Source organism: Streptosporangium sp. NPDC023963 (genome assembly GCF_040639135.1).
Taxonomy (GTDB): Bacteria; Actinomycetota; Actinomycetes; order Streptosporangiales; family Streptosporangiaceae; genus Streptosporangium.
On the sequence record NZ_JBEZZK010000004.1, the window covers coordinates 321,714 to 346,446 of the forward strand.

Below are 24,733 nucleotides of genomic sequence, written 5' to 3' on the forward strand. Positions count from 1 at the left end.
TGCGCTTAACACCGGCGCTTTAATAGCGGATCAGCCGCCGGATCGCGCGATGACATTCGGTGACCAAGAGTGACGGAGGGCTCGCGCCCGGAGCCGTCAGCCGTCCGTGGCGAACATCAGCCGTCCGTGGCGAAGGTCAGCCGCCCTTCGAACGTCAGCCGTCCGTGGCGAACGTCAGCCGTCCTTGCCGAAGGCGGCGAGGACGCGGTCGGCGGCCAGAGACGGGGTGAGGGCGCCCTCCTGGACTTCGCGCTCCACCTCGGCGACGATCGCCGCGACCTCCGGGTGCTCGCGCAGCCGGGTGAGCAGCCTGTCGGTGATCAGGGCCCAGGTCCAGCGGACCTGCTGGCGGCGGCGGCGCTCGGCGAGCTCCCCCGAGGCCTCCAGGGCGTCGCGGTGCCTGACGACCTGCTCCCAGAGCTCGTCCAGCCCGTTGCCGGTCAGCCCGCTGCAGGTGAGCACCGGGGGCGTCCGCTCCGCGCCCAGCAGGCGGAGCGCCCCGGCGAGCTCCCTGGCGGCCTTGCGCGCGTCCAGCTCGTGGGGGCTGCCCTCGGACCCGTCGGCCTTGTTGATCGCGATCACGTCGGCCAGCTCCAGCACGCCCTTCTTGATGCCCTGGAGCTGGTCGCCCGTCCTGGCCAGGGTGAGCAGCAGGAAGGTGTCGACCATGTCGGCCACCGCGGTCTCGGACTGGCCGACCCCGACAGTCTCCACCAGGACGACGTCGTACCCGGCCGCCTCCACCACGACCATCGCCTCGCGGGTCGCCCTGGTGACCCCGCCCAGGGTGCCCGAGGTGGGCGAGGGGCGGATGAAGGCGTCCGGATCGACCGCCAGGCGGGCCATCCTGGTCTTGTCGCCCAGGATGCTCCCGCCCGTACGCGTCGAGGAGGGGTCGACGGCGAGCACCGCCACCCGGTGCCCCTGCCCGGTCAGCCGGGTGCCGAGCGCGTCGATGAACGTGGACTTGCCGACGCCGGGCACGCCGGTGACACCGACCCTGCGCGCCGCGCCGCCGAGCGGGGTCAGCTCGGCCAGCAGCCGCTGGGCCAGGTCCCTGTGGTCGGCCCGGGAGGACTCCACCAGCGTGATCGCCCGCGCGATCCACGCCACGGACCCCTCCTTCACCCCCTGGACGTAGTCCTCAAGAGTCCGCGTCATGGCCCAGCCGGGTGAGCAGGTCCGCCAGCAGCCCGCGGGCGGCGTCGGCGATCACGGTGCCGGGCGGGAAGATCGCGCTCGCGCCCGCCGCGCGCAGCGCGTCGAAGTCGCCCGGCGGGATGACCCCGCCGACCACGATCATGATGTCGTCCGCGCCCAGCGCGGCCAGCGCCTCGCGGAGCGCGGGCACGAGCGTGAGGTGCCCGGCGGCGAGCGAGTTCACGCCGACCACGTGCACGTCGGCCTCGACCGCCTGGCGGGCGACCTCGTCGGGCGTCTGGAACAGCGGGCCGACGTCCACGTCGAAGCCGAGGTCGGCGAACGCCGTGGCGATCACCTTCTGGCCCCGGTCATGGCCGTCCTGGCCCATCTTCGCCACCAGGATGCGGGGGCGGCGGCCCTCCAGGCGCTCGAACTCGGCGCAGGCCGCGCGGACTCCGTCCACGCCCGATCCCACCTCCTCGCGATAGACCCCGGTGATCGTACGGATCTGCGCCGCGTGCCGCCCGAACACCCGCTCCAGCGCGTCGGAGATCTCCCCGACCGTGGCCATCGCGCGGGCCGCCTCGATCGACAGCGCGAGGAGGTTCCCGTCGCTCGCGGCGCCCTTCGTCAGCGCCTCCAGCGCCTGGGTCACCCGGTCGGGGTCGCGCTCCTCGCGCAGGCGGCGCAGCTTGTCCAGCTGCTGGGCGCGTACCGAGGTGTTGTCGACCTTCAGCACCTCGATGGGCTCGTCGACGTCGAGCCGGTACTTGTTGATCCCGATGACCGGCTGGCGCCCGGAGTCGATGCGCGCCTGGGTGCGGGCGGCGGCCTCCTCGATGCGCAGCTTCGGCAGTCCCTGGTCGATCGCCCTGGCCATGCCCCCGGCCGCCTCGACCTCCTCGATGTGGCCCCAGGCCCTGGTGGCCAGCTCGTGGGTGAGCCGCTCGACGTAGTAGGAGCCGCCCCAGGGGTCGATCACCCGGCAGGTGCCCGACTCCTGCTGGAGCAGCAGCTGGGTGTTGCGGGCGATCCGCGCGGAGAAGTCGGTGGGCAGGGCGAGCGCCTCGTCGAGGGCGTTGGTGTGCAGCGACTGGGTGTGGCCCTGGGTGGCGGCCATCGCCTCGACGCAGGTGCGAACGACGTTGTTGTAGACGTCCTGGGCGGTGAGCGACCAGCCGGAGGTCTGCGAGTGGGTCCGCAGCGAGAGCGACTTGGGGTTCCTCGCCCCGAACCCGGCCACCAGCCGCGCCCAGAGCAGCCGCGCCGCCCGCAGCTTGGCGACCTCCATGAAGAAGTTCATGCCGATGCACCAGAAGAACGACAGGCGCGGCGCGAAGGCGTCGATGTCCAGGCCTGTCTCCACGCCCGCCCGCAGGTACTCCACCCCGTCGGCGAGGGTGTAGGCGAGCTCCAGGTCGCAGGTGGCCCCGGCCTCCTGGATGTGGTACCCGGAGATCGAGATCGAGTTGAACTTCGGCATCCTCTCGCTGGTGTACGCGAAGATGTCGGAGATGATCCGCATCGAGGGGCCCGGCGGGTAGATGTAGGTGTTGCGGACCATGAACTCCTTGAGGATGTCGTTCTGGATGGTCCCGGCGAGCTGCTCGGGGGCCACCCCCTGCTCCTCGGCGGCCACGACGTAGAGCGCGAGCACCGGGAGCACCGCGCCGTTCATGGTCATCGACACGCTCATCCTGTCGAGGGGGATCCCGTCGAACAGCTGCCGCATGTCGTAGATGGAGTCGATGGCCACGCCCGCCATGCCGACGTCCCCGGCCACCCGCGGGTGGTCGGAGTCGTAGCCCCGGTGGGTGGCCAGGTCGAAGGCGACCGACAGGCCCTTCTGCCCGGCGGCCAGGTTGCGCCGGTAGAAGGCGTTGGACTCGGTCGCGGTGGAGAATCCGGCGTACTGGCGGATGGTCCACGGCTGGTTGACGTACATGGTCGGGTACGGGCCGCGCAGGAAGGGGGCCGCGCCGGGGTAGGTGTCCAGGGAGTCGAGCCCGGCCAGGTCGGCGGCGGTGTAGAGCGGCTTGACGCCGATCCCCTCGGGGGTCTCCCACACCAGCTCCCCGGGGTCGCTCCCGGTGGCCTCCCGCACCGCTCGCGCCCAGTCCTCCAGGCCGGGGTCCGGGTCCGCCGGGCGGGCGCCGAGTTCGATGCCGGAGAAGTCGGGAATCATCGAGCCACCCCCAGGTCCTCGAAGGTCGTCCGGAGCACGCCGAGCGCGTCGCACCCCGCGTAGAGGTTGGCGTCCACGCCCTCGAACTCTCCCTTCCCCGCCAGCCAGACCTTTACCGCCCCCGCGCCCCTCAGCGCGGCGGCCACCGCCTCGGCGTGCCCGGCGTACAGCCGGTCGCTGGAGCACAGGCACGCGACCTTCGCGCCGGTGGCGAACTCGGCGGCGAACGCGGCGGCGATCTCGCCGGGATCGGTGGCGGCGCCGCCGGTCACGGTGGCGATGCCGCCCGCCTGGAACAGGTTGGCCGCGAACGACGCCCTCGCGGTGTGCGCGGCCACCGGGCCGATGGTCGCCAGGAAGACCTTCGGGCGGGTCTTCTGGGCGTCGGCCAGGTCGCGCAGCGCCTCGAACTCCTGCGCGTAGTGCACCCCGGCGCTCCCCGCGTCCGCTCCGGCGGGCCTGGGCCGCCTGCTGAGGGGTTTTTCGGCCAGGTCGGGGAACTCGCTGACGCCGGTGATCGGGTCGCGGCGCCTGGCGATCGCGGCCGCGCGCCGCTCCCAGGTGGCGGCGAGCCGTTCCGCGACGAACCCGGAGGCGAGGGCGTCTGCCATGCCCCCGCCGCCCCCGGCGCGCTCGATCTCCTGGAACCACGCCCAGGCCCGGCCCGCCAGGTCCTCGGTGAGCCGCTCCACGTAGAAGGAGCCCCCGGCCGGGTCGATCACCCGGGCCACCCCGGCCTCCTCCACGAGCAGCGACTGGGTGTTGCGCGCGATGCGGCGGGCGAAGGCGTCCGGCAGGCCGAGCCGGGCGTCGAAGGGCTGCACGGTCACCGCGTCGGCCCCGCCGGCCCCGGCCGCGAAGCAGGCGAGCGTGGTGCGGAGCATGTTCACCCACGGGTCGCGGGCGGTCATCATGGCCGAGCTGGTCACCGCGTGCTGCCGCTGCGCCGCGCCGGGGACCCCGGAGACGCCGCACACCTCGGCGACGCGCGCCCAGAGCCTGCGGCCGGCCCGGAGCTTGGCGATGGTGAGGAACTGGTCGGCGGTGGCGGCGTACCGGAACTCCAGCTGCCCGAACGCCTGCTCCATCGTCAGACCGGCGCCGACCAGGGTCCGCAGCGCGGCGACCCCGGCGGCGACGGAGCAGCCGAGCTCCTCCGCGTCGCCGCCCCCCGCCTCGTGGTACGGGGTCGCGTCCACGACGACCGCCCGCAGCCCCGGGTGGTCCCTGACGCAGCGGCGGGCCAGCTCGATCGCGGTCCGCGCGTCGGCGAGGGCGTCGGCGCCCAGGTTCCCGGTGAGCGTCACCGATCCGCCGGGCGCTCCGGCCGCGTCGGCGGTGTCGGCGGTGTCGGCCGTGTCGCCGGCGGGCGCCTGGGCCCCGCCCTCCCCGGCCAGCGCGAAGAGCACCTCGGCAGCCTCGCGGGTCCGCTTGCCCGCGTCGAGCGTGACCGAGATCAGATCCAGGTAGACCCGCTCCAGGGCGCGGGGCAGGTCCTCGGGGGCGAGGGTGAGCCACAGCGAGGTGACGCCATTCTCCAGATCCGCCAGGATCGCCTCCGGATCGGGCACCTCGTGGCGCTGCCGCACCTCCCAGCCACCCTCGGGGCGGGAACCGCGGACGTAGGGGGCGGCTCCGGGAAGGCCCGGGTCGCCGGGCAGGTCGGACGCGTCGTAGATCGGTGCGATCGTCACACCGTCATGGGTGGTGGAGGCCAGCTCCTCCTCAGGGGAGCCGGTCTCGACACCGGACTTACGCAACACCCCGAGCGCCAGCTCCCGCCACCGGTCACGGGTGACCGGTGGGAACTCGGCGGCCGATCGAGGTTCCTCAGGCGGCACCGTCATGCACCGGATACTAGGCGCCGTCCCGCCGGGCGCCTCCCCCGGGTTCATCCCGGATACCGATTGTGGGGTCGATAGGGGGAGTCCGTGGACCGTTCCGAACAGGGTCAGGCGGGAGGGAGGGGCCGGCGGGCGACGCAGGGGGGTCCTTGCGGAGCAGCCTGAGGTATCCGTACGAGAAGGCGACGAGCACGTCGACCACCTCCTCCAGGTCGGGGTAGCGCCCGTCGATGTGGCCGATCGCCATCGCGTCGCTCAGCGCGCCGATCCCGTCGGCGACCATCTCCAGGCGGCGCCGGTCGCTCTCGCGGCCGGCCGGGAAGCCGAACGAGGCCAGGTCCGCGACCAGATGCGCCCGGTAGGCGGCCGCGCTCTCGACGGCGAACTCGTGGAACGGCGACGAGGGATCGTGCCGGGCGCGCAGGCCCAGGCGGAACAGCGCGGGGTGCCGGCAGATGGCCTCCAGCGGTATCCGGAAGGTCTCGCGGTGGCGCTCCCTGTCGCTGGGGGCCTCGCGCGCCCGGCGCCGCGCCTCGCGCATCGCCCCCCGCAGGCGCTCCCCCACCCGGTCGCCGAGCGCGCGCAGCAGCTCCTGCCTGTCCTTGAAGTGCACGTAGAAACTGGACTGGGCGATCCCCGCCGCCCGGGCGACCTTGACCGTGGTCAGGCCCGCCTCCCCCTCCTCGTCGAGGATGGCGAACGCCGCGCGCATGAGACGGCGCCTGGTCAGGTCCTTGGCCTCGCTCCTGGTCAGGGGTGTGCTCGTCACTGCCGCCTCGCTTCCCGTTCACCGATAAGCCTACCGGCGAGCTTCCACGGACATCCGGCGCGAACAATCGCCTCAAGGGACTTGTGCGATTTTTCGCCGATAGTACTATCGGTGAAATTGCTCTCGGGGGGATCTACCGGGAGGAGACGTACGTGAAGCGTCTGACGGTTTCCACGGCGTTGCTCACCTCGCTGGCGCTGGGGCTGGTCCCGGCGCTGGCCGGGTGCAGCGGCGAGCGACCCGTCGCGCCCTCGGACAGGGCGGCGGCCCCGGGTGGGACGGCCACCGGGGCCTCGCCGGTGAAGGGCGGGCGCCTGGTGTACGGCCTCGGCGCCGACGCGGCGGGCTTCAACCCCGTGACCGACCAGTTCGCGGCCGTGAGCTACAGCATGGCCGGGACGATCATCGAGACCCTGGTCGGCGTGAGCGCCTCCGGCGAGTGGAAACCCGTGCTGGCCGAGTCTCTCACCCCCAGCAGGAACGCCGACGAGTGGACGATCAAGGTGCGCCCGGGGATCACCTTCTCCACCGGCGAGCCCCTGGACGGCAAGACGGTCAAGGCCAACCTGGAGGCGCAGAAGGCGTCCCCGCTGACCAGCGCGGCGTTCACGCCGGTCGGCTCCTTCGAGCTGGTCGACCCCATGACGGTGAAGGTGAAGCTGACGGGCCCCTGGGTGGCCTTCCCCTACCACCTCGCCGCGCAGATCGGGATGGTCGTCCCCCCGTCCTCCCTCGCCGACCCCAAGGCGGCCAGCCGCAAACCGGTGGGGACCGGGCCGTTCATCTTCAAGGAGTACACGCCGGGCAGCCGCATGGTCGTCACCCGGAACCCCGCCTACTGGCGCAAGGGGCTGCCCTACCTCGACGAGGTCGAGTTCCGGATCCTGCCCGACACCCAGACCCGGGCGCAGACCCTGGAGGCGGGCGGGATCGACGCGATGGGCACCACCCGCGACGACGACATCCTCAAGTTCGGCGCGCTCAAGGACACGTACACGGTCAAGCGGGCCGCGGGCATGTCGGTGCCCGAGTACATGTTCATGCTGAACACCGCCGCGCCGCCCTTCGACGACCTGCGGCTGCGCCGGGCGCTGGCCCACGCCACCGACCGGGCGGCGGTCATCTCCACGCTGCGCGGCGGGCTGACCGAGGAGGCCGACGGCCCCTGGTCGAAGGACTCCGGGTGGTACGCCCCCGGGGGCGACTACCCCGCCTACGACCTGGAGAGGGCGAAGGCCCTGGTCGCCGAGGTCGAGGCGGAAAAGGGGCAGGTCTCCTTCGAGGTGATCACACCGCCCGACCCCAACACCATGCAGGGCATCGAGCTGGCCCAGGACATGTGGCGCAAGGCCGGGGTCGAGGTGCGGATCAGGCAGGTCGACCAGGCCGACCTGGTGAACCGGGCCGTGACCGGCGACTTCCAGGCCACCGTGTGGACGCAGTTCTCCGCCTCCGACCCCGACGGCGAGTACGTCTGGATGCACCAGAACTACGCCGGGCCCGTCGGGAGCATCGCCCTGAACTTCAGCCGCCTCAAGGACCTGCGACTCAGCCAGGCCCTCGACACCGGCAGGAGCAACCCCCAGGACGACGTCCGCAAGCAGGCCTACGCCACGGTCCAGCAGCGACTGCGCGAGCTCGTCCCCTACGTCTTCGTCGACCACCTCAGCACCGGGGCGGTGATCGCGAAGACCAAGGTCGGCGGCATCGGCGAGCACCTCCTGCCCGACGGCGACAAGGGCGTGCCGCTGACCGGCGCCCCCATCCCCTACCACCCGTTCTCCCAGGTCTGGGTCGGCAACCCGTGATCCTGGCACGGGCGGCCCGGCTGGCGCTGGTACTGCTCGTCGTCACCTTCCTGTCGTACGCACTGCTCGACCTGCTGCCGGGCGACCCGACCACCCAGATCCTGGGCCTGTCGGCGAGCGAGGAGGCCCGGGAGCGGCTCCGCGCGGAGCTGAGCCTGGACGACCCGCTGATGGTCCGCTACCTGGACTGGCTCGGCGGCCTGGTCACCGGCGACATGGGGACCTCCCCCATCACGAGCGTCCCGGTCGCCGAGGCCCTCGCCGAGCGGCTGCCCGTCACCTTGGAGCTGCTGGTGGCCGCGCAGCTGATCGCGCTCGGGCTCGCCGTGCCCGTCGGGGTCGCGGCGGCCCGCCGGGCGGGCCGGACGCTCGACCAGGCGCTCACCGCGCTGAGCTTCGGCCTGCTGTCGACCCCGGTGTTCGTCCTGGGCGTGGTGCTGATCCTGGTGTTCGCCGTCGAGCTCCGGCTGCTCCCCGCGACCGGCTGGACCCCGATCTCGCTCGACCTGGGCTGGAACCTCACCTCGGTGCTGCTGCCCGCCGTCACCCTGGGCTGCGGGCAGATGGCCGTCTACGCGCGGCTGCTGCGGACCGACCTCATCGCCACCCTCCAGGAGGACTACATCACCCTGGCCCGCGCGCGGGGCCTGTCGCCCCGGCGCATCCTGTGGCGGCACGCGCTGCGGCCGTCCGCGATCTCCCTGATCACCGCCGTCGGGCTCAACCTCGGCGCGCTCATCGGCGGAACGGTGATCATCGAGACGCTCTTCGGGCTGCCCGGCGTCGGGCGGCTCATCGTCGAGTCCATCTTCTCCCGCGACTACCTGACAGTGCAGGGGGGCGTCGTGCTGATCTCCATCGGCTACGTGCTGGTCAACTTCGCGGTCGACCTGGTCTACGTGGCCGTCGACCCCAGGATCCGGCGTGCCTAGGCGGCTGGGCCGGGGATTCTGGATCTCGGCGGCCTGGATCGCCCTGGTGCTCGCCGCGGCCCTCGCCGCCGACCTGCTGCCGCTGCCGCGCTACGACGCGACCCTGGCCGGGCCGCCCCAGGCGGGACCGAGCCCCGCGCACCCGTTCGGCACCGACGGGCTGGGCCGCGACATGCTCAGCAGGGTCGTCCACGGCGCGCGGGTCTCGCTCGGCGTCGGCGTCGGCGCGGTGCTGCTCGGCCTGCTGGTCGGCGCGCCGCTCGGCATCGTCGCCGGGTACCGCGGGCGGGCGACGGACGCCGTGATCATGGCGGTCAACGACATCGCGCTCGCCTTCCCCGCGCTGGTGTTCGCGCTGGCCGTGGTCGCCTTCGCCGGGGCGAGCCTGACCAACGTGCTGATCGTGCTGGGCGTGCTGGGCGTGCCCGCCTGGACCAGGCTGATCCGCGGCGCCACCCTGTCGTTCGCCGGGCGGGAGTTCGTGCTCGCGGCCCGCGCCCTGGGCGCCCGGGACCGGCGGATCCTGCTGAGGGAGATCACCCCCAACGTGGCCGTGCCGGCCGCCTCCTACGCCTTCATCGGCATGGCGGTCGCCGTGGTGGCCGAGGGCAGCCTCGCCTTCCTCGGACTGTCGGTCCAGGCGCCCACCCCGACCTGGGGAGGGCTGATCAACGAGGGCCGGGCGGTGATGGACGGCGCCCCGCACGTCGTGCTCGCCCCCTCGCTCGTCATGTTCCTGACCGTGCTGTCGTTCAACGTCGTCGGCGACCGGCTCAGGGCGCTCACCGACGTGCGGCAGAGCGGCCTGGAGCCCGCGCGCCGCGGCACCGCGGTCATCGGGGATCCGCCCGCCGCAGAAGACCTCTCCGGCGGTACCGACGGCGAGGGGGCGCTGCTGCGGGTCCGCGACCTGCGCACGCACTTCGTGACCGGGCGGGGCGTCGTGCGGGCGGTCGACGGCGTCTCCTTCACCCTGGAGCGCGGCCGCACGCTCGCCGTGGTGGGCGAGTCGGGCTCCGGCAAGACCATGCTGATCCGCTCGGTGCTGGGCCTGCTGCCCGGCGCGGGCGTGCTGCGCGGCGGCCAGGTGCGCCTGGAGGGCCGCGACCTCACCACCCTGTCCCCCAAAGAGCTGCGCGGGGTGCTCGGCACCCGGCTGGGAGCCGTCTTCCAGGACCCGATGACGGCGCTCAACCCGGTCAGGACCGTGGGCACCCAGGTGATGGAGCCGCTCAGGGTGCACCTGGGCCTGAGCCGGAGGCGGGCGCGGGCGGCGGCCGTCGAGCTGCTCGCCTCGGTCGGCATCCCCGAGCCCGCGCGGGCGCTGCGCCGCTACCCGCACCAGCTCTCCGGCGGCATGCGGCAGCGGGTGACGATCGCGATGGCGCTGTCCTGCGGCCCCGACGTGCTGTTCGCCGACGAGCCGACCACCGCGCTCGACGTCACCGTCCAGGACCAGGTGCTGCGGCTGATCCACCGCCAGCGCGAGGAACGCGACATGGCCATGGTGCTGGTCAGCCACGACCTGGCCGTGGTGGCGCGCTGGGCGGACGAGGTCGTCGTCATGTACGCGGGCAGGGTGGTCGAGCGCGGGCCCGTGGAGGCGTTGTTCGAGCGCACCCGCATGCCGTACACCGAGGCCCTGCTGCGGGCGGTGCCCCGGCTCACCGACCCCGCCCACCACCCGCTCCACCTCATCCCCGGCCGGCCGCCCGACCTGGCGGCCCTGCCCCCGGGATGCGCGTTCCACCCCCGGTGCCCGTACGCGCGGGAGCGGTGCGCGGCCGAGGCACCCCCGCTGGCCGAGGCGGAGACCCCGGGCCACATGTACGCCTGCTGGTACCCGGAACAGGTGGGGAACACGAGGATCGAAAGGGTGGACACCCGTGGCAGGTAGCGGAAGCGCCCATCTCCGTCCCCCCGAGCAGGTGCTGCTCCGCGTCGAGGACCTCGTCGTGGAGTTCCCCGCGGGGCGCGGGCGGCGCGTGCACGCGGTCTCCGGGGTGAGTTTCGACGTGGCCAGGGGAGAGACGCTCGGCATCGTGGGCGAGTCGGGCTGCGGGAAGTCCACCGCCGCGCGGGCGCTGATGCAGCTGCCCGCGCCCCTCGGCGGGTCGGTCCGGCTGGACGGCGTGGAGCTCACCGGCCTGCGGGGCGAGACGCTGCGCAGGACCCGCAGGCGGCTTCAGATGATCTTCCAGGATCCGATCTCGTCGCTCAACCCCCGGCGGCGGGTCCGCGACATCGTCGCGGAGGGGCCACGCGTCTGGGGGACGGGCCGCGACAGGGTCGACGAGATGCTGGAGGCGGTGGGGCTCGACCCGGCCACCGCCGCGACCCGGCGCCCGCACGAGTTCTCCGGCGGGCAGTGCCAGCGGATCTCCATCGCGCGGGCGCTGGTGCTCGACCCCGAGGTGGTGATCTGCGACGAGCCGGTCTCCGCGCTCGACGTGTCGGTGCAGGCCCAGATCCTGAGCCTGCTGGAGGACCTCAAGAGGCGCTACCGGCTGACGCTGGTGTTCATCGCCCACGACCTGGCCGTGGTCAAGAACGTCAGCGACCGCGTCCTGGTGATGTACCTCGGCAAGACCTGCGAGCTGGCCTCGGGCGACACCCTGGTCGGCCGGCCCGCCCACCCCTACACCCGGGCGCTGCTCGCCTCCGTCCCGCGCGGCGGCCTGGACCTCCCGCCCGCCGACCGGCTGATCAGCGGGGAGCCCCCGTCCCCGGTCACCCCGCCCAGCGGGTGCCGCTTCAGGACCCGCTGCCCGGCGGCGACACCGAGGTGCGCCGCCGAGGAGCCGGTCATGCGGCGGATCGGCCCCGACCAGTGGGTGGCCTGCCACCACCCGCAGGGGGTGACGGCCGGCTAGAGGCGTCCCAGGTGGCGGGCGGGCCACCGCCCGCGGGGGCCGCGGTCAGCTGACGGGCTCCCGCGCGCGGCGTCCCCGGCTCCCGGGGGCGGAGGTCGGCTGACGCGCTCCTGCCGGGTGGCGTCCCGGGCTCCCGGGGGCGGAGTTCAGCTGACGGGCTCCTGCCAGGCGGCGTCCCGGGCGGAGTTCAGCTGACGGGCTCCTGCCGGGTGGCGTCCCGGGCGGAGTTCAGCTGACGGGCTCCTGCCAGGCGGCGTCCCAGGTGGCGCGGTCGACGGCGCCGGTGACGGGCAGGTCCTTCTCCTTCTGGAACCTCCGGCAGACCTCGCCGGAGCCGGGGCCGTACAGGCCGTCGACGTCGATCGCCCAGCCCCGGTCGCGCATCTGCCGCTGCCAGGTGCGGACGTCCTCGCCCTTCATGACCGGCGGCTGCTTCAGGACGCGGCCGGGGAAGGAGGGGTGCGGCTCCGGCGGGTCGGGAGCCCCGCCGGGGCGGGGGGCGCCGCGCTTGACCCAGGCGTACAGGGGCTCGCCGGGGCAGCTGGTCGAGTAGCCGTCGCGGTGCCCCTTGATCTCCTTGCCCGCGCCGCCCTTGTCCCTGAGGTATTCGATGGCGTCCAGGATGCCGTGCAGGACGCCGTCGGTCGGCTTGGTGAACCCCGAGGAGCCGACCAGGCCGAGCACCGCGTAGTGGCCGCTGTTGAGCCCGGCGCCGTTGGCGGCCGGAACGTGGTGCGCGCCGCGGCCCTCGAAGACCTTCCGATGCGGACAAACCAGCATTGAATATCCCACATCGATCCAGCCGTTGCCGTCCATGTGATGGTTCTGGATGGACTTCACCAGCGCTACGCACTTGGCGTGGTCGTTCACGATGTCGGGGCTGACCTGGCCACCCGTGTAATGGACCTTCACCCCCTTGGTGGAGGTGAGCCTGCTGTAGGAACCGCGCGGCTGGCGGGCGCCCCACTCACGGCGAGTAACGAGATCGATGGCCACGAACGTCTCCACTGTCTGAGTGATATTGCCCTACCGGAGCGTAATGGCTGACAAGGCACCAAATGAGGCCGTTAAACCAACTGATTCCTTGGCACGGTGTGGTGCGGAAGCGCTCCTGATGGTCGTCGGGCAGCGGAACAGCCGTCCCCCTAACCCTGGCCGGATGCCCTAAACCGGTCGTCCATCACACCTCTCATCCCATAACAAGACGGATAGCCTTGCCTCCATGGTCGCGACCCCCCTCATCCCCGGCGATCCGGACCGGCTCGGCGCGTTCCGGCTGGCCGGAAGGCTCGGCGAGGGCGGCCAGGGCGTCGTCTACCTCGCGCACGCGCCCAGCGGCGAGCGGGTGGCGGTGAAGGTGCTGTTCCGCGGCGACACCGCGTCGCGGGCGCGGCTCGCCCGCGAGCTGTCCGCCCTGGAGAGCGTCGCCCCCTTCTGCACGGCGCGCGTGCTGACCGCCTCCGTGGACGGCCCTCTCCCGTACGTGGTCAGCGAGTTCGTCGACGGCCCCTCTCTGGAGGAGAGGATCCGCGAGCGGGGCCCGCTGCGGGGCGGCGAGCTGGAGCGCCTGGTGGTCGGTACGGCGACCGCGCTGGCGGCCATCCACGCCGCCGGGGTGGTGCACCGCGATTTCAAGCCCGCCAACGTGCTGCTCGGCCCCGACGGCCCCCGGGTGGTCGACTTCGGCATCGCCAGGGCGGAGAGCGCGGCCACGACCGCCTCCGGTCTCATCGGCACCCCGGCCTACCTGTCCCCCGAGCAGATCAACGGGGCTCCCGCCTCGCCGGCCTCCGACGTGTTCGGCTGGGCGGCCACCATGCTCTGCGCGGCGAGCGGCAGGCCCCCCTTCGGCGCCGACACCGTGCCGGCCGTGCTGAACCGGATCGTCAACCACCACCCGGACCTGTCGGTCCTGCCCCCCGCGTTCGCGGGGCTGATCGCCTCCTGCCTGGACAAGGATCCCGCGCGCCGCCCGACGGCCCGCGCGCTGATGGTCGGCCTCGTCGACCCGGGCGCGGCCGACCCCTCCGCCGAGTCCATCGAGAATCTGGCCAGGCTCGGCAGCCGGATCGCCGCCCCTCCGGGACGGTCGGCGCTCACGACCCAGGAATCCCGTCGCGGCTCCCGGGGGGTCGTCGTCGGCGCGGTCCTCGCCACGGTGTCCCTGCTGGTCGCCGCGGGCATCGCCGCCTGGTTCGCGCTGAACGCCCCCGAGACCGTCGTCGGGGACACCGGCCGGGCGACGCCGTCCCCCTCGACGCCCTCGTCCTCCCCCTCCCCGTCCGGGAGCGACGTCCCGTCCACCCCGGAACCCTCCGGCACGAAGGGGCCGGCCTCGCCGGGAGGCGGCGGGAAGGTCCCCGCCTCCTTCGCCGGAGCGTGGGCCGGCGACGGCGTCACCTCCACCAACCCGTTCTCCCCCGGCGAGAAGCGGATCGAGGTCACGCTCAGGGAGGGCGACGACGGAGCCGGGTGGGCGGAACCGGTCAACGGCTGCGAGGGGCGGATCGCCCTGACCAAGGTCACCGCCGACGAGCTGACCTTCACCCTCGGCTCCGGCACCGGCTGCGTCCCCGGCACCGTGTGGCTCAGGCGCAAGGGCGGCGCCCTGACCTACACCTGGAAGGACGTCCCCGGTCCCGGACTGGTCACGGAGACCGGCGACCTGACCAGGAACCGATGACGCCCTGGCCGGTCATGATGCCGGCGACGACGATCACCGCCCCCAGGGGCTGGTTCCACGTCAGCGTCTCGCCCAGGACGGCCACCCCGAGGACGACGCCCACCAGCGGGGTCAGGTAGGTCACCGTCGAGGCGGTCGCCGCCCCCCAGCGGGCGATGACCGAGGTGTTCCACACGTAGGCGAGACCCGTGCCGAAGACGCCCAGGACGGCCATGCTCGCCACGACGGGGAGGTCCAGGCGTACCGGGCCGGTGGCCAGCAGCGGGCTCAGCGCGAGCATGACCAGGGCGGCCACACTGACCTGGGCGGCGGCGACGGTGGGGGCGTCGTGGCCGTACGCCAGGACGAAGCGCCGCGTGTAGGCGAAGGAGAGGCCGTAGCAGAACGTCGCCCCCAGGCAGGCGGCCTGCGCCCACCAGGGACCGGTCTCCGCGCCCAGGTCCCACGGGGCCAGCACGACGACGACACCGGCGGCGCCGAGCAGCAGGCCGAGCACCCCGGCTGTGCCGAGGCGCTCCTGCCGGAGCGCGGCCAGGGTCACGAGCATCGTCATCAGGGGCGTCGTGGCGTTGTAGATGCTGGAGAGCCCCGAGGGGATGTACTGCCCGGCCCAGGCGAACAGCAGGAACGGCACCACGCACAGCATCAGGGCGATCACCCCCATGTGCGCCCAGAACACCGGCCGTCCCGGCCATCTCCGGCGGGTGACCAGCATGATCACATTGAGGGCGAGCGCCCCCAGCGCGAGGCGTCCCAGCACCGTCTGGGCGGGCGACAGGCCGGTGAGGGCCACCTTGATGAACAGGAAGCTGGCCCCCCACGTCAGGGCCAGGGCGAGATACGCGGCGAGGACGGACCGGCCCGCGGAGGACGGCGCGGCGCCGGTCGTCGGCGGGGACGGGGGTGCGGAGACGGTTCCTTCACGGGTCACGGGAGCAGTCTCGCCATCACCCGGATCATGCGTCCAATGAGTTGCCCGCCGGATGTGATGAGATGTCCTCATGGGTGCGACGGTCGCGCAACTCCGGGTCTTCACGGCCGTGGTCGCGAACGGCGGCTTCGGCGTGGCCGCCGAGGAGCTGGGCATGTCCCAGTCGGCGGTCTCCCACGCGCTCGCCGCCCTGGAGCGCGCCCTGGGCGCCCCGCTGGTGCTGCGGCACGGGAGCGTGCGCCCCACCGCGCTGGGCGCGGCGATCCTGCCGCACGCCCAGGCCGCGCTCGCCTCGGTCACCGCCATCGACGAGGTCGTCTCCTCGCACCTGGGACAGCACGCGGGGACCGTCCGGGTCGCCGCCCCGCCCACGGTCTGCTGCGGGCTGCTGCCCCAGCTCATGCGGACGTGGCGGGCGGAGCTCCCCGGCGTCGAGGTGCAGGTCTTCGAGGGCGACGACGACGAGCTGTCGCCCTGGCTGGAGACAGGGGTCGTCGACGCCGCGATCCTCGTCGACCCGGCGCCTCCGCCGCCGGCGCACGTGGTGGTGGGCCGCGACGCCTTCCACGCGGTGGTCCGCGCCGACCATCCGCTGGCCGGTCAGGAGCACATCACGATGGCCGAGCTGGTGGAGGATCCGCTACTGGTCTCCAAGGGGGGCTGCGAGCCCCAGACCCGCGCCTTGTGCTCCATGGCGGGCGTCCCCTACACGCCCGCCCAGCACGTACGCGAGCTCGGCACGCTCATCGGCATGATCGCCGCGGGCATCGGCGTCTCGACGGTTCCCGACCTCGGCCGCGGCCTGCTGCCTCCCGGGCTCGTCATGGTCCCGCTGAAGCCGTCCCTGGAACGCGCTCTCGTCCTCACCGGCCCGCTGACCCGGCCGCCGAGCCCGCTGGTCGACGCCCTGCTCCGCGCCGCCCCCGAGGTCCCCGCGCCTGTCCCGCTTCTCTGATCCCGGTGAACCCTGTCCCGCTTCTCTGATCCCGGTGAACCGCTGCCCTGATCCCGGTTCGCGATGGAGCCGGTCGGCGCCTGACCGCGGACGGTCCCGCCGCGCTCACCGTCGCGGCGGGACTCCTGCCCGCCTCGGCCGGAGGACCGGCGGGCAGACCGGGCCTACCCGTCGAGGGCCTCGGTGTAGCGGCGGGCCAGGGTACGGATGTGGGCGACCAGTTCGGGTGGGCCGTCGACGCGGAAGTCCATCATCAGCATGCTGAGGTAGATGGCGATGGTCTCCAGGGCGTCGGCACCGGTGACGAGGACGCTGGTGTGGGAGTCGACGGCCTCGACGACGCCGACGGCGGGGTTGATGCGGGCGATCACGGTCTCGGCGGGGGCGAGGACGGTGACGCGGGCCTGCACCTTCCAGCCGGTCCGCGCGACCTCGCGCAGGACGAAGGCGACCAGGTCGTCGTCGGGCAGGGCACGGGGCGCGAAGCGGCGGGACGCGGACCGGACGCCGGTCAGGCCGGCGACGGGCAGCGCCCGCCAGGCGTGCGCGCCGAGGTCGTAGGCGACCAGGAACCAGCGGCGGCGCCAGCTGATCAGGCGGTAGGGCTCCACCTCGGTCTCGGTCCCGGTCTCGGTCCCGGTCCCGGTCTCGGCGCCGGCGCGGGTCGCCAGCAGGGTCGCGCCGTCGCGGATCGCGCCCGCGACGACGGTGAGGGTCTCGGCGGGCACCGGGGCGTCGGGCTCGCGGGAGCCGACCGTGGCGGGCCCGACCGCGGTGGCCGACCGCAGGGCGGTCACCTTGCGCTGCAGGCGTTTGGGGAGGATCTGCTGGAGCTTGGCGAGCGCCCGGGTGAGGCTGGCGTCGATGTCGGTGATCCCGGTGGAGCCGTCCTCGGCCAGGCCGACGGCCAGCGCCACGGCCACCGCCTCGTCGTCGTCGAGCAGCAGCGGGGGCATCTTCGCGCCCTGTCCGAGCCGGTATCCGCCCACCGAGCCGCGCGCGGCGTGCACCGGATAGCCGAGTTCGCGGAGGCGCTGGACGTCCTGCCGCAGGGTGCGGCCGGTGACGCCGAGGCGCTCGGCGAGCTCGCGGCCGGTGTGGGACCGGTCCTGCAGCAGGGACAGCAGGCGCAGCACCCGGGTCGTCGTCGCAGCCATCGATCTCTTCTCGTCCCGGAAATCCATTAGGAAGGAAAACAGCCTAATGGACCCATAGATTGGTGTCACAGGCAAGGAAGAGATCGAAAGGCGAGATCATGAACACCACCACCACCGCCACCGTCACCTCCCTGCGGCCGGTCTGGCGCGAGGTGCTGGCCGTCTCCTACCTGGCGCTGGAGAACAGCGTCGCGGGTGTGCGGGACGGCCAGTGGGACAACGCCACCCCGTGCTCGGAATGGACGGTCACCCAGGTGGTCCAGCACGCCGCAGGCGACCAGCTCGCCTACGCGAAGATGCTCGGCATCGGAAACGGCCCGGCCTACGACCCCTTCTCGCCTTCCGGTGCCGTCGACGGCACCGCGGCGGAGCTGGTGAAGGACGCCGTCGAGCAGACCGCCGCGGCGTGGGCGACGGTCGCCGACGACACCGAGACCGTTCCGACGCCGCTGCCGCACGGTGACCTGCCCACTCCGGTCGCCGCGGTGATGTGCGCGCTCGACGCCGCCGTGCACGCATGGGACATCGCGATCGCCACGGGCCGGCCGTCCCCGCTCGACGACGAGCTCGCCGGCCACCTTCTCGCCGCGGCGCGGGGAATCGTCGAACCGTTGCGCCAGTGGGGCGCCTACGCGCCGGTGGTCGAGGCCGCCGGCGGCCCCTCCTCCACCCCGGTCGTCGACGACCTGCTCCGCTACCTCGGCCGCACCCCGCGCTGACGACCGACGTCCACGAGGCCTCGTCGAACGCGTCCACGACCGGTCTCCGGACGGGTCACGGTCTAAAACCCTTCGACCGGCGGGCGCCTCGCGAGGATCATTGGCGCCATGTCCGTACTCAAGGAGGTCGACTTCCAGCCGGAGCCGCGCCCGGTGGAGCTGCCGATGAAGATCTGGCTCGACGACGGCGACGCGGCGGTGGACGTGATCGACGCGCTCGCGCTGTCGCCGTTCGCCACCGGGGCCCAGCCCTGGTCGCGCACCGCGAGCCTGGAGCGGGTCCGTCCCGACGCCTCCCTCGCCCCCGCCTCGGGGACGCTCGTCCGGGCGGCCTCGGAGAAGGACGGCCGCGACTCGCGGCTGCTGTGCGGGGAGGGCTGGACGCTGCGCGTGGTCCGCTACCGCAACCGCGCCGCCACGGTCAGCGTGACCGCGGTCGACGAGGGGCTGGCCCGCTCGGTGATCGAGGAGATCACCAGGGACGCCGAGGAGCCCGCCCCCGAGAGCGACCACGTCGAGATGGGCTTCTGGTGGCAGAGCCCCCGGGGCAGCCGCCGCTCGAAGAAGCCGATCACCGCCTCCCCCTGGGCGGAGATCTCCGGCAACTACGCCAGATCGGTCAGCGAGCCACTGTCGCGGCTGATGTCCGTCACCCCCTCCGAGGCGCACGGCCGGCTGATCCTGCTGCACGGCCCGCCGGGCACCGGCAAGACGACGCTGCTGCGCACGCTCGCCCACGAGTGGCGGTCGTGGTGCCAGGTCGACTGCGTGCTGGATCCGGAGCTGCTGTTCCAGTCCCCCGGCTACCTCATGGAGGTCGCGGTCGGCTCCGACGACCATGACCACGATCACGACGGCGACGGAGGCGGTGACCGGTGGCGGCTCCTGGTGCTGGAGGACTGTGACGAGCTGATCAGGGCCGGCGCCAAGGAGGCCACCGGGCAGGGCCTGTCGCGCCTGCTCAACCTGACCGACGGGCTCCTCGGTCAGGGCCGTGACGTCCTGGTGGCCATCACCACCAACGAGGACCTGGCCCACCTCCACCCCGCCGTCACCCGCCCCGGCCGCTGCCTCGCCCAGATCGAGGTCGGCGCCTTCCCCTACGACGAGGCCGCCCGCTGGCTCGGCACCGCCGAGGGGCTCTCCCCCTCCGGCGCGACCCTCGCCGAGCTCTTCGCCCGCCGCGAAGGCGTCCTCGACCGCACCTCGGCCGCCCCGGAGAACACCGGTCTCTACCTCTGATCGACCCCTGATCGGCCCCTGCACGACCCCCGAGCACCGCGGACAGGACGGCGACCGCGGCCGCATGGGCGGGGATCCACCGGGTAACAGCAGCGCATGCTCGATCTCCTACCGGAGGAGACCCTCCGGCAGCTCGTCAACCTGCTGGTCCGCCTCGTCGAGGCGGCCGGGGCCGCCGTCATCTTCGTCGGTGCCGCGATCGCGTTCGTGCGGTTCGTGCTGGTGGCCGTGCGGCGGCACGACGACGGGTTCATCGCCGTGCGGCTGTTCCTGGGACGGTTCCTCGCCCTCGGCCTGGAGTTCCAGCTGGCCAGCGACGTGCTGCGCACGGCCATCGCGCCGAGTTTCACGCAGATCGGGCAGCTCGCGGCGATCGCGGCCATCCGCACCGCGCTGAACTTCTTCCTGAACAGGGAGATCGAGCGGGAGGGGCGCACGGTGAACGACGCGCGCGGACGCGGCTCCATGGACGCCCCGGGCGGGCGCGGCGCGCCGGACGACCCCGGCGGGCGCGTCCCGCCCGGTGCCGGGAATGGCTGACCTCGTCCGGACGCTCGTCCCCCTGATCGTCGTCATGGGGCTGGCCGCCGGGCTCGCCGTGCTGCTCTCCGGCGGCGGTGCCGGCGGCGCGCTCGCGGTGCTGCTCGACTTCCTCCTCGCGGCCGGGCTCCTGCGCCTCTCCCAGGCCCAGACCTGGGCGGCGATCATCACGGCGGCGCTCACGGCGGTGGTCCGCAAGCTCGCCGTCGCCGGGTTCTCGCAGCACCCGGCGGGACGGCGTCCGCCCGGCCGCCGCCCCGCCGCCCCCGCCCCGGGCGGGCGGGATCAGGGCCGTACGAGATAGTCGTGCAGGCGGCGGCACCGGCGGCCGAACTCCGACGAGCGGCGCGACGGCGGGACGAGGCCGGCGATCTCCCCGCGCGCCCCGGCCCACCGGGCCACCTCGGCGCCCAGGGCAACGAGATCGAGCGCGCCCGGGCGCGGCCGTTTCCCCGGCCCCGGCAGAACGTGCGGCAGCGCCGCCCGGATCACCTGCCAGACCTCCCGGTGGGCGCCCTGCGCGGCCGCCTGTCCGAGCCCGGCCACCGCGTGCGGCAGCTTCACCCAGGTCTGCCCCGTGAGCAGGGCGAGCTGCCTGCCGAGCGCGTCCGCCGGCAGGTCTCCCCGCGCCGCCATCCGCAGCACCAGCCGCACACCGTGGACCGGGTCCGCCTGGACCAGGAAGAAGGCGAGCAGCAGCGCGGTGGGCTCGCCGACCGGCCCGTCGCAGGCGGCGAGCGCCTCGGCGTACTCGGCGTGGACCCCGGGCCGGTCCCAGGAGCGGAGCACGTGCGGGAGACAGCGGGCGGCGATCACGTCGCGGTGCGAGGGCAGGACGGCGGGCCACCACGTCATGTACCGGCCGTGCTCCCCCCAGTGGTGATGCCGCACCTCGCCGAGCAGCTCGTCGACGAGGGGCAGGCCGGTCGGATCGATCCGCACCCGGGGGACCGGGCTCAGGTGGGCGCCCGGCGGCGGTTCGCGCTCGTCGGCGTGGTACGACTTCTCGTTCTCGAAGAACGTCCAGCGGACGCGCGTCTCCGGCTCGACCGGCCCCTCAGCCAGCCAGCGCGCCGCCCGGCGCCCGGCCTCGGAGGTCAGCCGTCCGGCCCGGGCGACCACCTCGGGATCGGCGGTTCCCGGCAACCTCAGCAGCGCCTGCTGGAAGTCGGCGGGCAGCGGCTCGGCCCCGGCGGCCTCGACCGTCTCCAGGCGAGTGAGGAACGCGGCGGGGTCGAGGTGGCCGGTGGCGCCGGTCGGCGTCGCGAGCAGGACCGGCGGCAACGTGCCCGCCTTGAGCGCGGCGAGCACCTCCGCGCACCGCCGGAGCACGAACCGGTGCGGCACGGAGACGTCGTGCTCGAGGGGGAGCCGGTCGGGCCTGATCTCCTCGGGAGCGCGATGCCAGGCCGATCCGCCGCCCTCGTCGCCCCCGGTGAGGATACACATGACGTAGTAGCGGGCCCCGGTGACGAGATCGCCGAAGGACATCCCCCCGTCGCCGCCCCCCGGACCGGTCATGACTCTCCCGGAGATCCACCCCTCCCCGGCCTCCGGGACCCTGCGGACCGCCGGTCCGGGGTCGGCGCCCGGGGAGACGAGTTCCGCGGCGATCGCGGCGAACCACTCATGGGGCACGTACCAGTTCTCGCACCAGTAGAGGTCGTGGGCCCCCTGGAGGCTCCCGGCGAGCGCGGCGCGCAGCGCCTCGCGGTCCTCGGCCGCGAACCGGACGAAGCCCGCGAGCCACCGCTCGGCCTCCTGCCAGTCGTGGGACCGGTCCGCGCCGACCAGCTCGGCGACCGTGCCCGGCGGGTCGGGGAAGGCCCCCACGGGATCGGGCGGGGTGAGCGGCGGAGGGGTGAAGACCTCCGGCTCCCGCTCGTGCTCCGCCTCTCCGCCGACCGCCCCTGCCAGGAGCCGCCCCAGGTCCGGCGGGAGCGCGCCCAGTGCCGCGCGCAGCGTCTCCGCGCCGAGCGGGGTGAGGTGTGCCGCGTGCTTGACCGCGAGACGCGCGGCACGTTCCCGCACGGCGTACGCCTCGTGGCCGAACGCGGACGCGAGAGCCGGGGCCAGCTCGTCGGCCCGTTCCGGCGACCGCCGCAGGGTCTGGTCGAGCCAGGTCAGTCCGGTGCGCACCAGGCCGGCCTCGGCGCGAAACAGCAGGCCCTCCAGCGCCTCCGTCACGTCGGCCGGGTCGAGGCGGTCGAGGCGGCGCAGGTGCCTGAGCGCCAGCTCCGCGACCGGTCCCGGCGCGGCCGGCAGCAGGCGCAGGTAGTCGCGGGCGCGGGCCTCCACCTCCGCGTGCGCGGGTTCGAGCAACTCGTGGAGGCGGACGAAGAACCGCAGGTCGGTGGCGTCCCCTCCGCGCAGGAACCGGCTGACGCAGCCGTTCACGAGCATCTCGCGGCTCACCCTCCCCTCGCCGCTCAGCACGGCCAGCGCGCCGAGCCAGGACCCGGCGCCCGGCGGGTCGCTCCGCTCCTCGCGCAGGGCACGGCCCACGCCCTGCGCCTCGAAGATCCTCGGCAGCAGGACGTCGAGGAGCGGGTCCCGGCGGAGTCCGCCCGCGCCGGGCGGCGTGGCGAGCCAGCCCAGCACGAGCGGGTCGTGCTCGGGCAGAGTCACGCCGGTACCGCGGAGCAGGGCCAGCACCAGCGGCAGTCCCGGCGAGGTCGCGGTGCGGATCCGCAGGACGAGCCGGGAGACCAGATCGGCCCGCCACCCGGCTTCCCGCGCGGAGATCACCTTGATGAGGGCGTCGGTGTCGCCCGGCCTCTCCCACTCGAAGACCGTGAATTCGCGCCGGTTCAGCCAGGTGGCCACGGCCGCGGCGCCGCCGAGCGAGCCCGCACCCGCCACCCGCAGGTGCTCTCCCCGTCCGCCCCGCCTTCTCCACGGCTCGAAGGACCCCGCCTCGCGACGCTCCGGCCTGAGATACCCGGGCAGTTCCCTGGCGACCTCCCTGCGCTCCGCGTCGTCGAGCTCCACCATCCGGGTCGCGAGCGCGTCGAGGCCGCCCCTCTCGATGAGGTCGCGGACCTCGTCCCAGACCGTCATCGGGCGTCCTCCCGGGTGAGGGGGGCCGGTGCCGCCGGGGAGCCGGCGGGGGCGTCGGCGGTGCCGGCGGCCATCCGGGCGGCGAGCACGTGCTTGCAGGGGCCGCGCGAGCCCCGGTGGTCGTACCACCACGGGCAGGTGCACGACCCCTCCGCCGTCCGCACCAGGCGGACGCCCCCGTCGGTGGTCACCTCGGCCGAGTCGGGGCCGGTCAGCCGGACGGCGCCGGAGGCGACCAGGGCGCGGGCGGAGCCGAGCCTGGGGTTCAGCGCCGCGACGTGGTCGCGGTCGTAGGGCAGCTCGCGGTGGAAGTGCGCGGCCTCGAAGAGGTCGTAGCCGACCCGGCCCGCCGTGCCGAGCTGGGTGAGCGAGGCCCGGACCCGCTCCGGCGCGAGCCCGGAGCGCTCGGCGAGCACGCCGAGCTCCAGGGTGGGTTCGAAGTCGAGCAGGATGCCGACCAGGTCGGCGTCTCCGGCCACCACGTCCGAGGAGAGGTCGTCCAGGACGGCGCCCTCCCCGGAGAAACCGCGCCAGGCCTGCGGGGACAACACCAGCGTGTAGCGCATGCCCGGCAGTTCCAGCTCCCAGGCGCTCGACCCCGAGCCGTCCGCCGGCCCGTACACGCGCAGCGCCTTGGCGAAGCGCAACAACGGCATCATCGTGGCCAGCCTGCCGACCCCGGCCAGGTGGACCCCGCCCGGTACGGCCCGCTCCGAGAGCCGCAGCTCCCTGCCCGCGGGGACCGCCCACACCTCGGCCGCCGCCCGCTTCGGCAGGCCGCGCAGGAACCTGACGGCCTGCGGCCCGGCGAGCTCGGCGCGCAGATCGAACCCGGAGGCGATCACCTGGACCTCCGCGAAACCGCGCAGCCACCGGTCGGGCAGCGGCACCTTCTTCTCCACGACCGCGCCGTCCAGGGTGGTCACGGTGAGCTCGTCGGGACCGACCCCGACGTGCAGCGGGTCACGGCCGCCGACCCTGGCCAGCGCCTCGCGCAGCGGGTTGTTGACGTCCACGTTGGTGGTGCCCCGATCGAAGACCTCGCCGTCGAGGGCGGGGCCCAGCACGTCCAGCCGGGCGTAGACGCCGCCGCAGGCGGAGAACGACTCGAACCTGAGGCGGTCGCCGCCGCAGGTCACCACCGGATCGCGGGTGAATCCGGGCTGCGGCCGGTGGTAGCGGGCCAGCGCCACGTCGGCGACCGCGAGCAGGCCGGTCGCGGCGGGCGCGGCCTGGGTGAGCAACCCGCTGAAGAACCGGGGATGGTCGAGGAAGCCCGTCGTGGTCCGGCCTCCGGACGTCGACAGTCCCAGATGTCCGTCGGAGAGCGTGGAGGGGCCGGCGTAGGAGTAGGCCTGCACTGCACTTGTCATGGGCCGGACGGTAGAGATCACGACCGACAAATCCGGCCGCGACCGCACGGCCGGCGTCCGAACCGCCGGCGTCGAGGGCTTCGAGGGCCGGGGGACGGGGCCGGAGCGCGGGACCGGGGGCCGGGGCGCGGGGACGCCGGATCCGGTCAATGCCCCTATCCGATGCCCCGCCGGCTCGCGAACAATTCGGGGAACGCCGTTTGATTGGTCCGGCCGGACGGACGATGGAACGCGCCAATGACCGCCAAGGACCAAACGACGCCCGCCGTCCTCCTCCCCCACAATGCGAGACGTCCGGAATCATACGGTCCGCAAGGCGAGTCTTGCCTTACCTCAGAGTGTCTGGACCGCACCTCAATGTGATCGGCCACGTGCGCCGGGCGCCTTCGAAGACACCCGGTGCCGGACGCCGGCAAACCCGTGGACCGGCGGCACGCATTCCGGACGCGGCGAAGTCATTTGTCCGCCAGAATCCCGGAACGCGTTCGGTTACGGACATCCGGCGTGCGTGAATTGTCC

Annotated in this window: 19 protein-coding genes; 10 read left to right on the top strand and 9 right to left on the bottom strand. The window is 73.7% G+C overall.

What is annotated here, in order from left to right:
• Positions 1–174 precede the first annotated feature (174 nt).
• Genes meaB through AB0F88_RS15940 form a run of 4 tightly spaced genes read right to left on the bottom strand, consistent with a single transcriptional unit; the run spans position 175 to position 5,941 of the window.
• Positions 175–1,161 (bottom strand): methylmalonyl Co-A mutase-associated GTPase MeaB, encoded by a 987-nt coding sequence (meaB, locus tag AB0F88_RS15925; RefSeq protein WP_362683351.1) that lies wholly within the window; start codon positions 1,159–1,161, stop codon positions 175–177.
• Positions 1,145–3,328 (bottom strand): methylmalonyl-CoA mutase, encoded by a 2,184-nt coding sequence (gene scpA / locus AB0F88_RS15930; RefSeq protein ID WP_362683354.1) that lies wholly within the window; start codon positions 3,326–3,328, stop codon positions 1,145–1,147. The genes meaB and scpA overlap by 17 nt, the downstream gene beginning before the upstream one ends.
• The gene (locus AB0F88_RS15935) at positions 3,325–5,175 is read right to left on the bottom strand and encodes a methylmalonyl-CoA mutase family protein (RefSeq protein ID WP_362683357.1); all 1,851 of its coding nucleotides are present in this window, start codon (positions 5,173–5,175) and stop codon (positions 3,325–3,327) included. Before AB0F88_RS15935 ends, scpA begins: the two co-directional genes overlap by 4 nt.
• Before the next feature lie 10 nt (positions 5,176–5,185).
• A complete protein-coding gene (locus tag AB0F88_RS15940) occupies positions 5,186–5,941 on the bottom strand; it encodes a TetR family transcriptional regulator (RefSeq protein ID WP_362683360.1) in 756 nt (251 codons plus the stop codon).
• Between the two features lie 152 nt (positions 5,942–6,093).
• Between AB0F88_RS15940 and AB0F88_RS15945 the strand changes: the two genes are divergently transcribed.
• From AB0F88_RS15945 to AB0F88_RS15960, 4 genes are read left to right on the top strand one after another with little or no spacing between them, the layout of a single operon-like run.
• The gene (locus tag AB0F88_RS15945) at positions 6,094–7,749 is read left to right on the top strand and encodes an ABC transporter substrate-binding protein (RefSeq protein WP_362683363.1); all 1,656 of its coding nucleotides are present in this window, start codon (positions 6,094–6,096) and stop codon (positions 7,747–7,749) included.
• Positions 7,746–8,681, top strand: coding sequence for an ABC transporter permease (locus AB0F88_RS15950; RefSeq protein ID WP_362683366.1), 936 nt, complete (start codon positions 7,746–7,748; stop codon positions 8,679–8,681). The genes AB0F88_RS15945 and AB0F88_RS15950 overlap by 4 nt, the downstream gene beginning before the upstream one ends.
• Positions 8,674–10,578, top strand: coding sequence for a dipeptide/oligopeptide/nickel ABC transporter permease/ATP-binding protein (locus AB0F88_RS15955; RefSeq protein ID WP_362683369.1), 1,905 nt, complete (start codon positions 8,674–8,676; stop codon positions 10,576–10,578). Before AB0F88_RS15950 ends, AB0F88_RS15955 begins: the two co-directional genes overlap by 8 nt.
• Positions 10,568–11,554 (top strand): oligopeptide/dipeptide ABC transporter ATP-binding protein, encoded by a 987-nt coding sequence (locus tag AB0F88_RS15960; RefSeq protein ID WP_362683372.1) that lies wholly within the window; start codon positions 10,568–10,570, stop codon positions 11,552–11,554. Before AB0F88_RS15955 ends, AB0F88_RS15960 begins: the two co-directional genes overlap by 11 nt.
• 228 nt (positions 11,555–11,782) lie before the next feature.
• Here AB0F88_RS15960 and AB0F88_RS15965 read toward each other — a convergent pair whose 3' ends face one another.
• A complete protein-coding gene (locus AB0F88_RS15965) occupies positions 11,783–12,550 on the bottom strand; it encodes an N-acetylmuramoyl-L-alanine amidase (protein ID WP_362683375.1) in 768 nt (255 codons plus the stop codon).
• A 226-nt stretch (positions 12,551–12,776) separates the two neighbouring features.
• Here AB0F88_RS15965 and AB0F88_RS15970 point away from each other — a divergent pair, with 226 nt between their 5' ends.
• Positions 12,777–14,237: a serine/threonine-protein kinase gene (locus tag AB0F88_RS15970; RefSeq protein WP_362683378.1), complete on the top strand. Its 1,461-nt coding sequence runs from the start codon at positions 12,777–12,779 to the stop codon at positions 14,235–14,237.
• Here AB0F88_RS15970 and AB0F88_RS15975 read toward each other — a convergent pair.
• Complete coding sequence (locus tag AB0F88_RS15975) at positions 14,203–15,168, bottom strand: DMT family transporter (RefSeq protein ID WP_362683381.1); 966 nt, start codon at positions 15,166–15,168, stop codon at positions 14,203–14,205. The genes AB0F88_RS15970 and AB0F88_RS15975 overlap by 35 nt on opposite strands.
• 70 nt (positions 15,169–15,238) lie before the next feature.
• Between AB0F88_RS15975 and AB0F88_RS15980 the strand changes: the two genes are divergently transcribed.
• Positions 15,239–16,123: a LysR family transcriptional regulator gene (locus tag AB0F88_RS15980; protein ID WP_362683384.1), complete on the top strand. Its 885-nt coding sequence runs from the start codon at positions 15,239–15,241 to the stop codon at positions 16,121–16,123.
• A gap of 164 nt (positions 16,124–16,287) precedes the next feature.
• On the opposite strand, the gene AB0F88_RS15985 is transcribed toward AB0F88_RS15980, so the two are convergent.
• The gene (locus AB0F88_RS15985; RefSeq protein ID WP_362683387.1) at positions 16,288–17,280 is read right to left on the bottom strand and encodes a WYL domain-containing protein; all 993 of its coding nucleotides are present in this window, start codon (positions 17,278–17,280) and stop codon (positions 16,288–16,290) included.
• 98 nt (positions 17,281–17,378) lie between these two features.
• Between AB0F88_RS15985 and AB0F88_RS15990 the strand changes: the two genes are divergently transcribed.
• The 4 genes from AB0F88_RS15990 (at position 17,379) to AB0F88_RS16005 (ending at position 20,085) form a co-directional block, all read left to right on the top strand.
• Positions 17,379–17,999: a TIGR03086 family metal-binding protein gene (locus AB0F88_RS15990; protein WP_362683390.1), complete on the top strand. Its 621-nt coding sequence runs from the start codon at positions 17,379–17,381 to the stop codon at positions 17,997–17,999.
• A 108-nt stretch (positions 18,000–18,107) separates the two neighbouring features.
• Positions 18,108–19,241 (top strand): DUF5925 domain-containing protein, encoded by a 1,134-nt coding sequence (locus tag AB0F88_RS15995; protein WP_362683393.1) that lies wholly within the window; start codon positions 18,108–18,110, stop codon positions 19,239–19,241.
• A gap of 96 nt (positions 19,242–19,337) precedes the next feature.
• Complete coding sequence (locus tag AB0F88_RS16000) at positions 19,338–19,781, top strand: DUF1622 domain-containing protein (protein WP_362683396.1); 444 nt, start codon at positions 19,338–19,340, stop codon at positions 19,779–19,781.
• Positions 19,774–20,085 carry a hypothetical protein gene (locus AB0F88_RS16005; protein ID WP_362683399.1) on the top strand — a complete coding sequence of 104 codons (312 nt, stop codon included), beginning with the start codon at positions 19,774–19,776 and terminating at the stop codon, positions 20,083–20,085. The genes AB0F88_RS16000 and AB0F88_RS16005 overlap by 8 nt, the downstream gene beginning before the upstream one ends.
• Here AB0F88_RS16005 and AB0F88_RS16010 read toward each other — a convergent pair.
• Together AB0F88_RS16010 and AB0F88_RS16015 are read right to left on the bottom strand one after the other, a co-directional pair.
• The gene (locus AB0F88_RS16010; protein WP_362683402.1) at positions 20,067–22,841 is read right to left on the bottom strand and encodes a DUF6493 family protein; all 2,775 of its coding nucleotides are present in this window, start codon (positions 22,839–22,841) and stop codon (positions 20,067–20,069) included. The two genes, AB0F88_RS16005 and AB0F88_RS16010, sit on opposite strands and share 19 nt — an antisense overlap.
• Positions 22,838–24,214, bottom strand: a complete 1,377-nt coding sequence (locus tag AB0F88_RS16015) for an SWIM zinc finger family protein (protein WP_362683405.1) — start codon at positions 24,212–24,214, stop codon at positions 22,838–22,840. The genes AB0F88_RS16010 and AB0F88_RS16015 overlap by 4 nt, the downstream gene beginning before the upstream one ends.
• Positions 24,215–24,733: the final 519 nt, after the last annotated feature.

Coding starts and splice junctions, on each gene's coding strand:
- meaB (WP_362683351.1), bottom strand. CDS start 1,161: ATGACGCGGACTCTTGAGGACTACGTCCAGGGGGTGAAGGAGGGGTCC.
- scpA (WP_362683354.1), bottom strand. CDS start 3,328: ATGATTCCCGACTTCTCCGGCATCGAACTCGGCGCCCGCCCGGCGGAC.
- AB0F88_RS15935 (WP_362683357.1), bottom strand. CDS start 5,175: ATGACGGTGCCGCCTGAGGAACCTCGATCGGCCGCCGAGTTCCCACCG.
- AB0F88_RS15970 (WP_362683378.1), top strand. CDS start 12,777: ATGGTCGCGACCCCCCTCATCCCCGGCGATCCGGACCGGCTCGGCGCG.
- AB0F88_RS15980 (WP_362683384.1), top strand. CDS start 15,239: ATGGGTGCGACGGTCGCGCAACTCCGGGTCTTCACGGCCGTGGTCGCG.
- AB0F88_RS15985 (WP_362683387.1), bottom strand. CDS start 17,280: ATGGCTGCGACGACGACCCGGGTGCTGCGCCTGCTGTCCCTGCTGCAG.
- AB0F88_RS15990 (WP_362683390.1), top strand. CDS start 17,379: ATGAACACCACCACCACCGCCACCGTCACCTCCCTGCGGCCGGTCTGG.
- AB0F88_RS15995 (WP_362683393.1), top strand. CDS start 18,108: ATGTCCGTACTCAAGGAGGTCGACTTCCAGCCGGAGCCGCGCCCGGTG.
- AB0F88_RS16000 (WP_362683396.1), top strand. CDS start 19,338: ATGCTCGATCTCCTACCGGAGGAGACCCTCCGGCAGCTCGTCAACCTG.
- AB0F88_RS16005 (WP_362683399.1), top strand. CDS start 19,774: ATGGCTGACCTCGTCCGGACGCTCGTCCCCCTGATCGTCGTCATGGGG.
- AB0F88_RS16010 (WP_362683402.1), bottom strand. CDS start 22,841: ATGACGGTCTGGGACGAGGTCCGCGACCTCATCGAGAGGGGCGGCCTC.
- AB0F88_RS16015 (WP_362683405.1), bottom strand. CDS start 24,214: ATGACAAGTGCAGTGCAGGCCTACTCCTACGCCGGCCCCTCCACGCTC.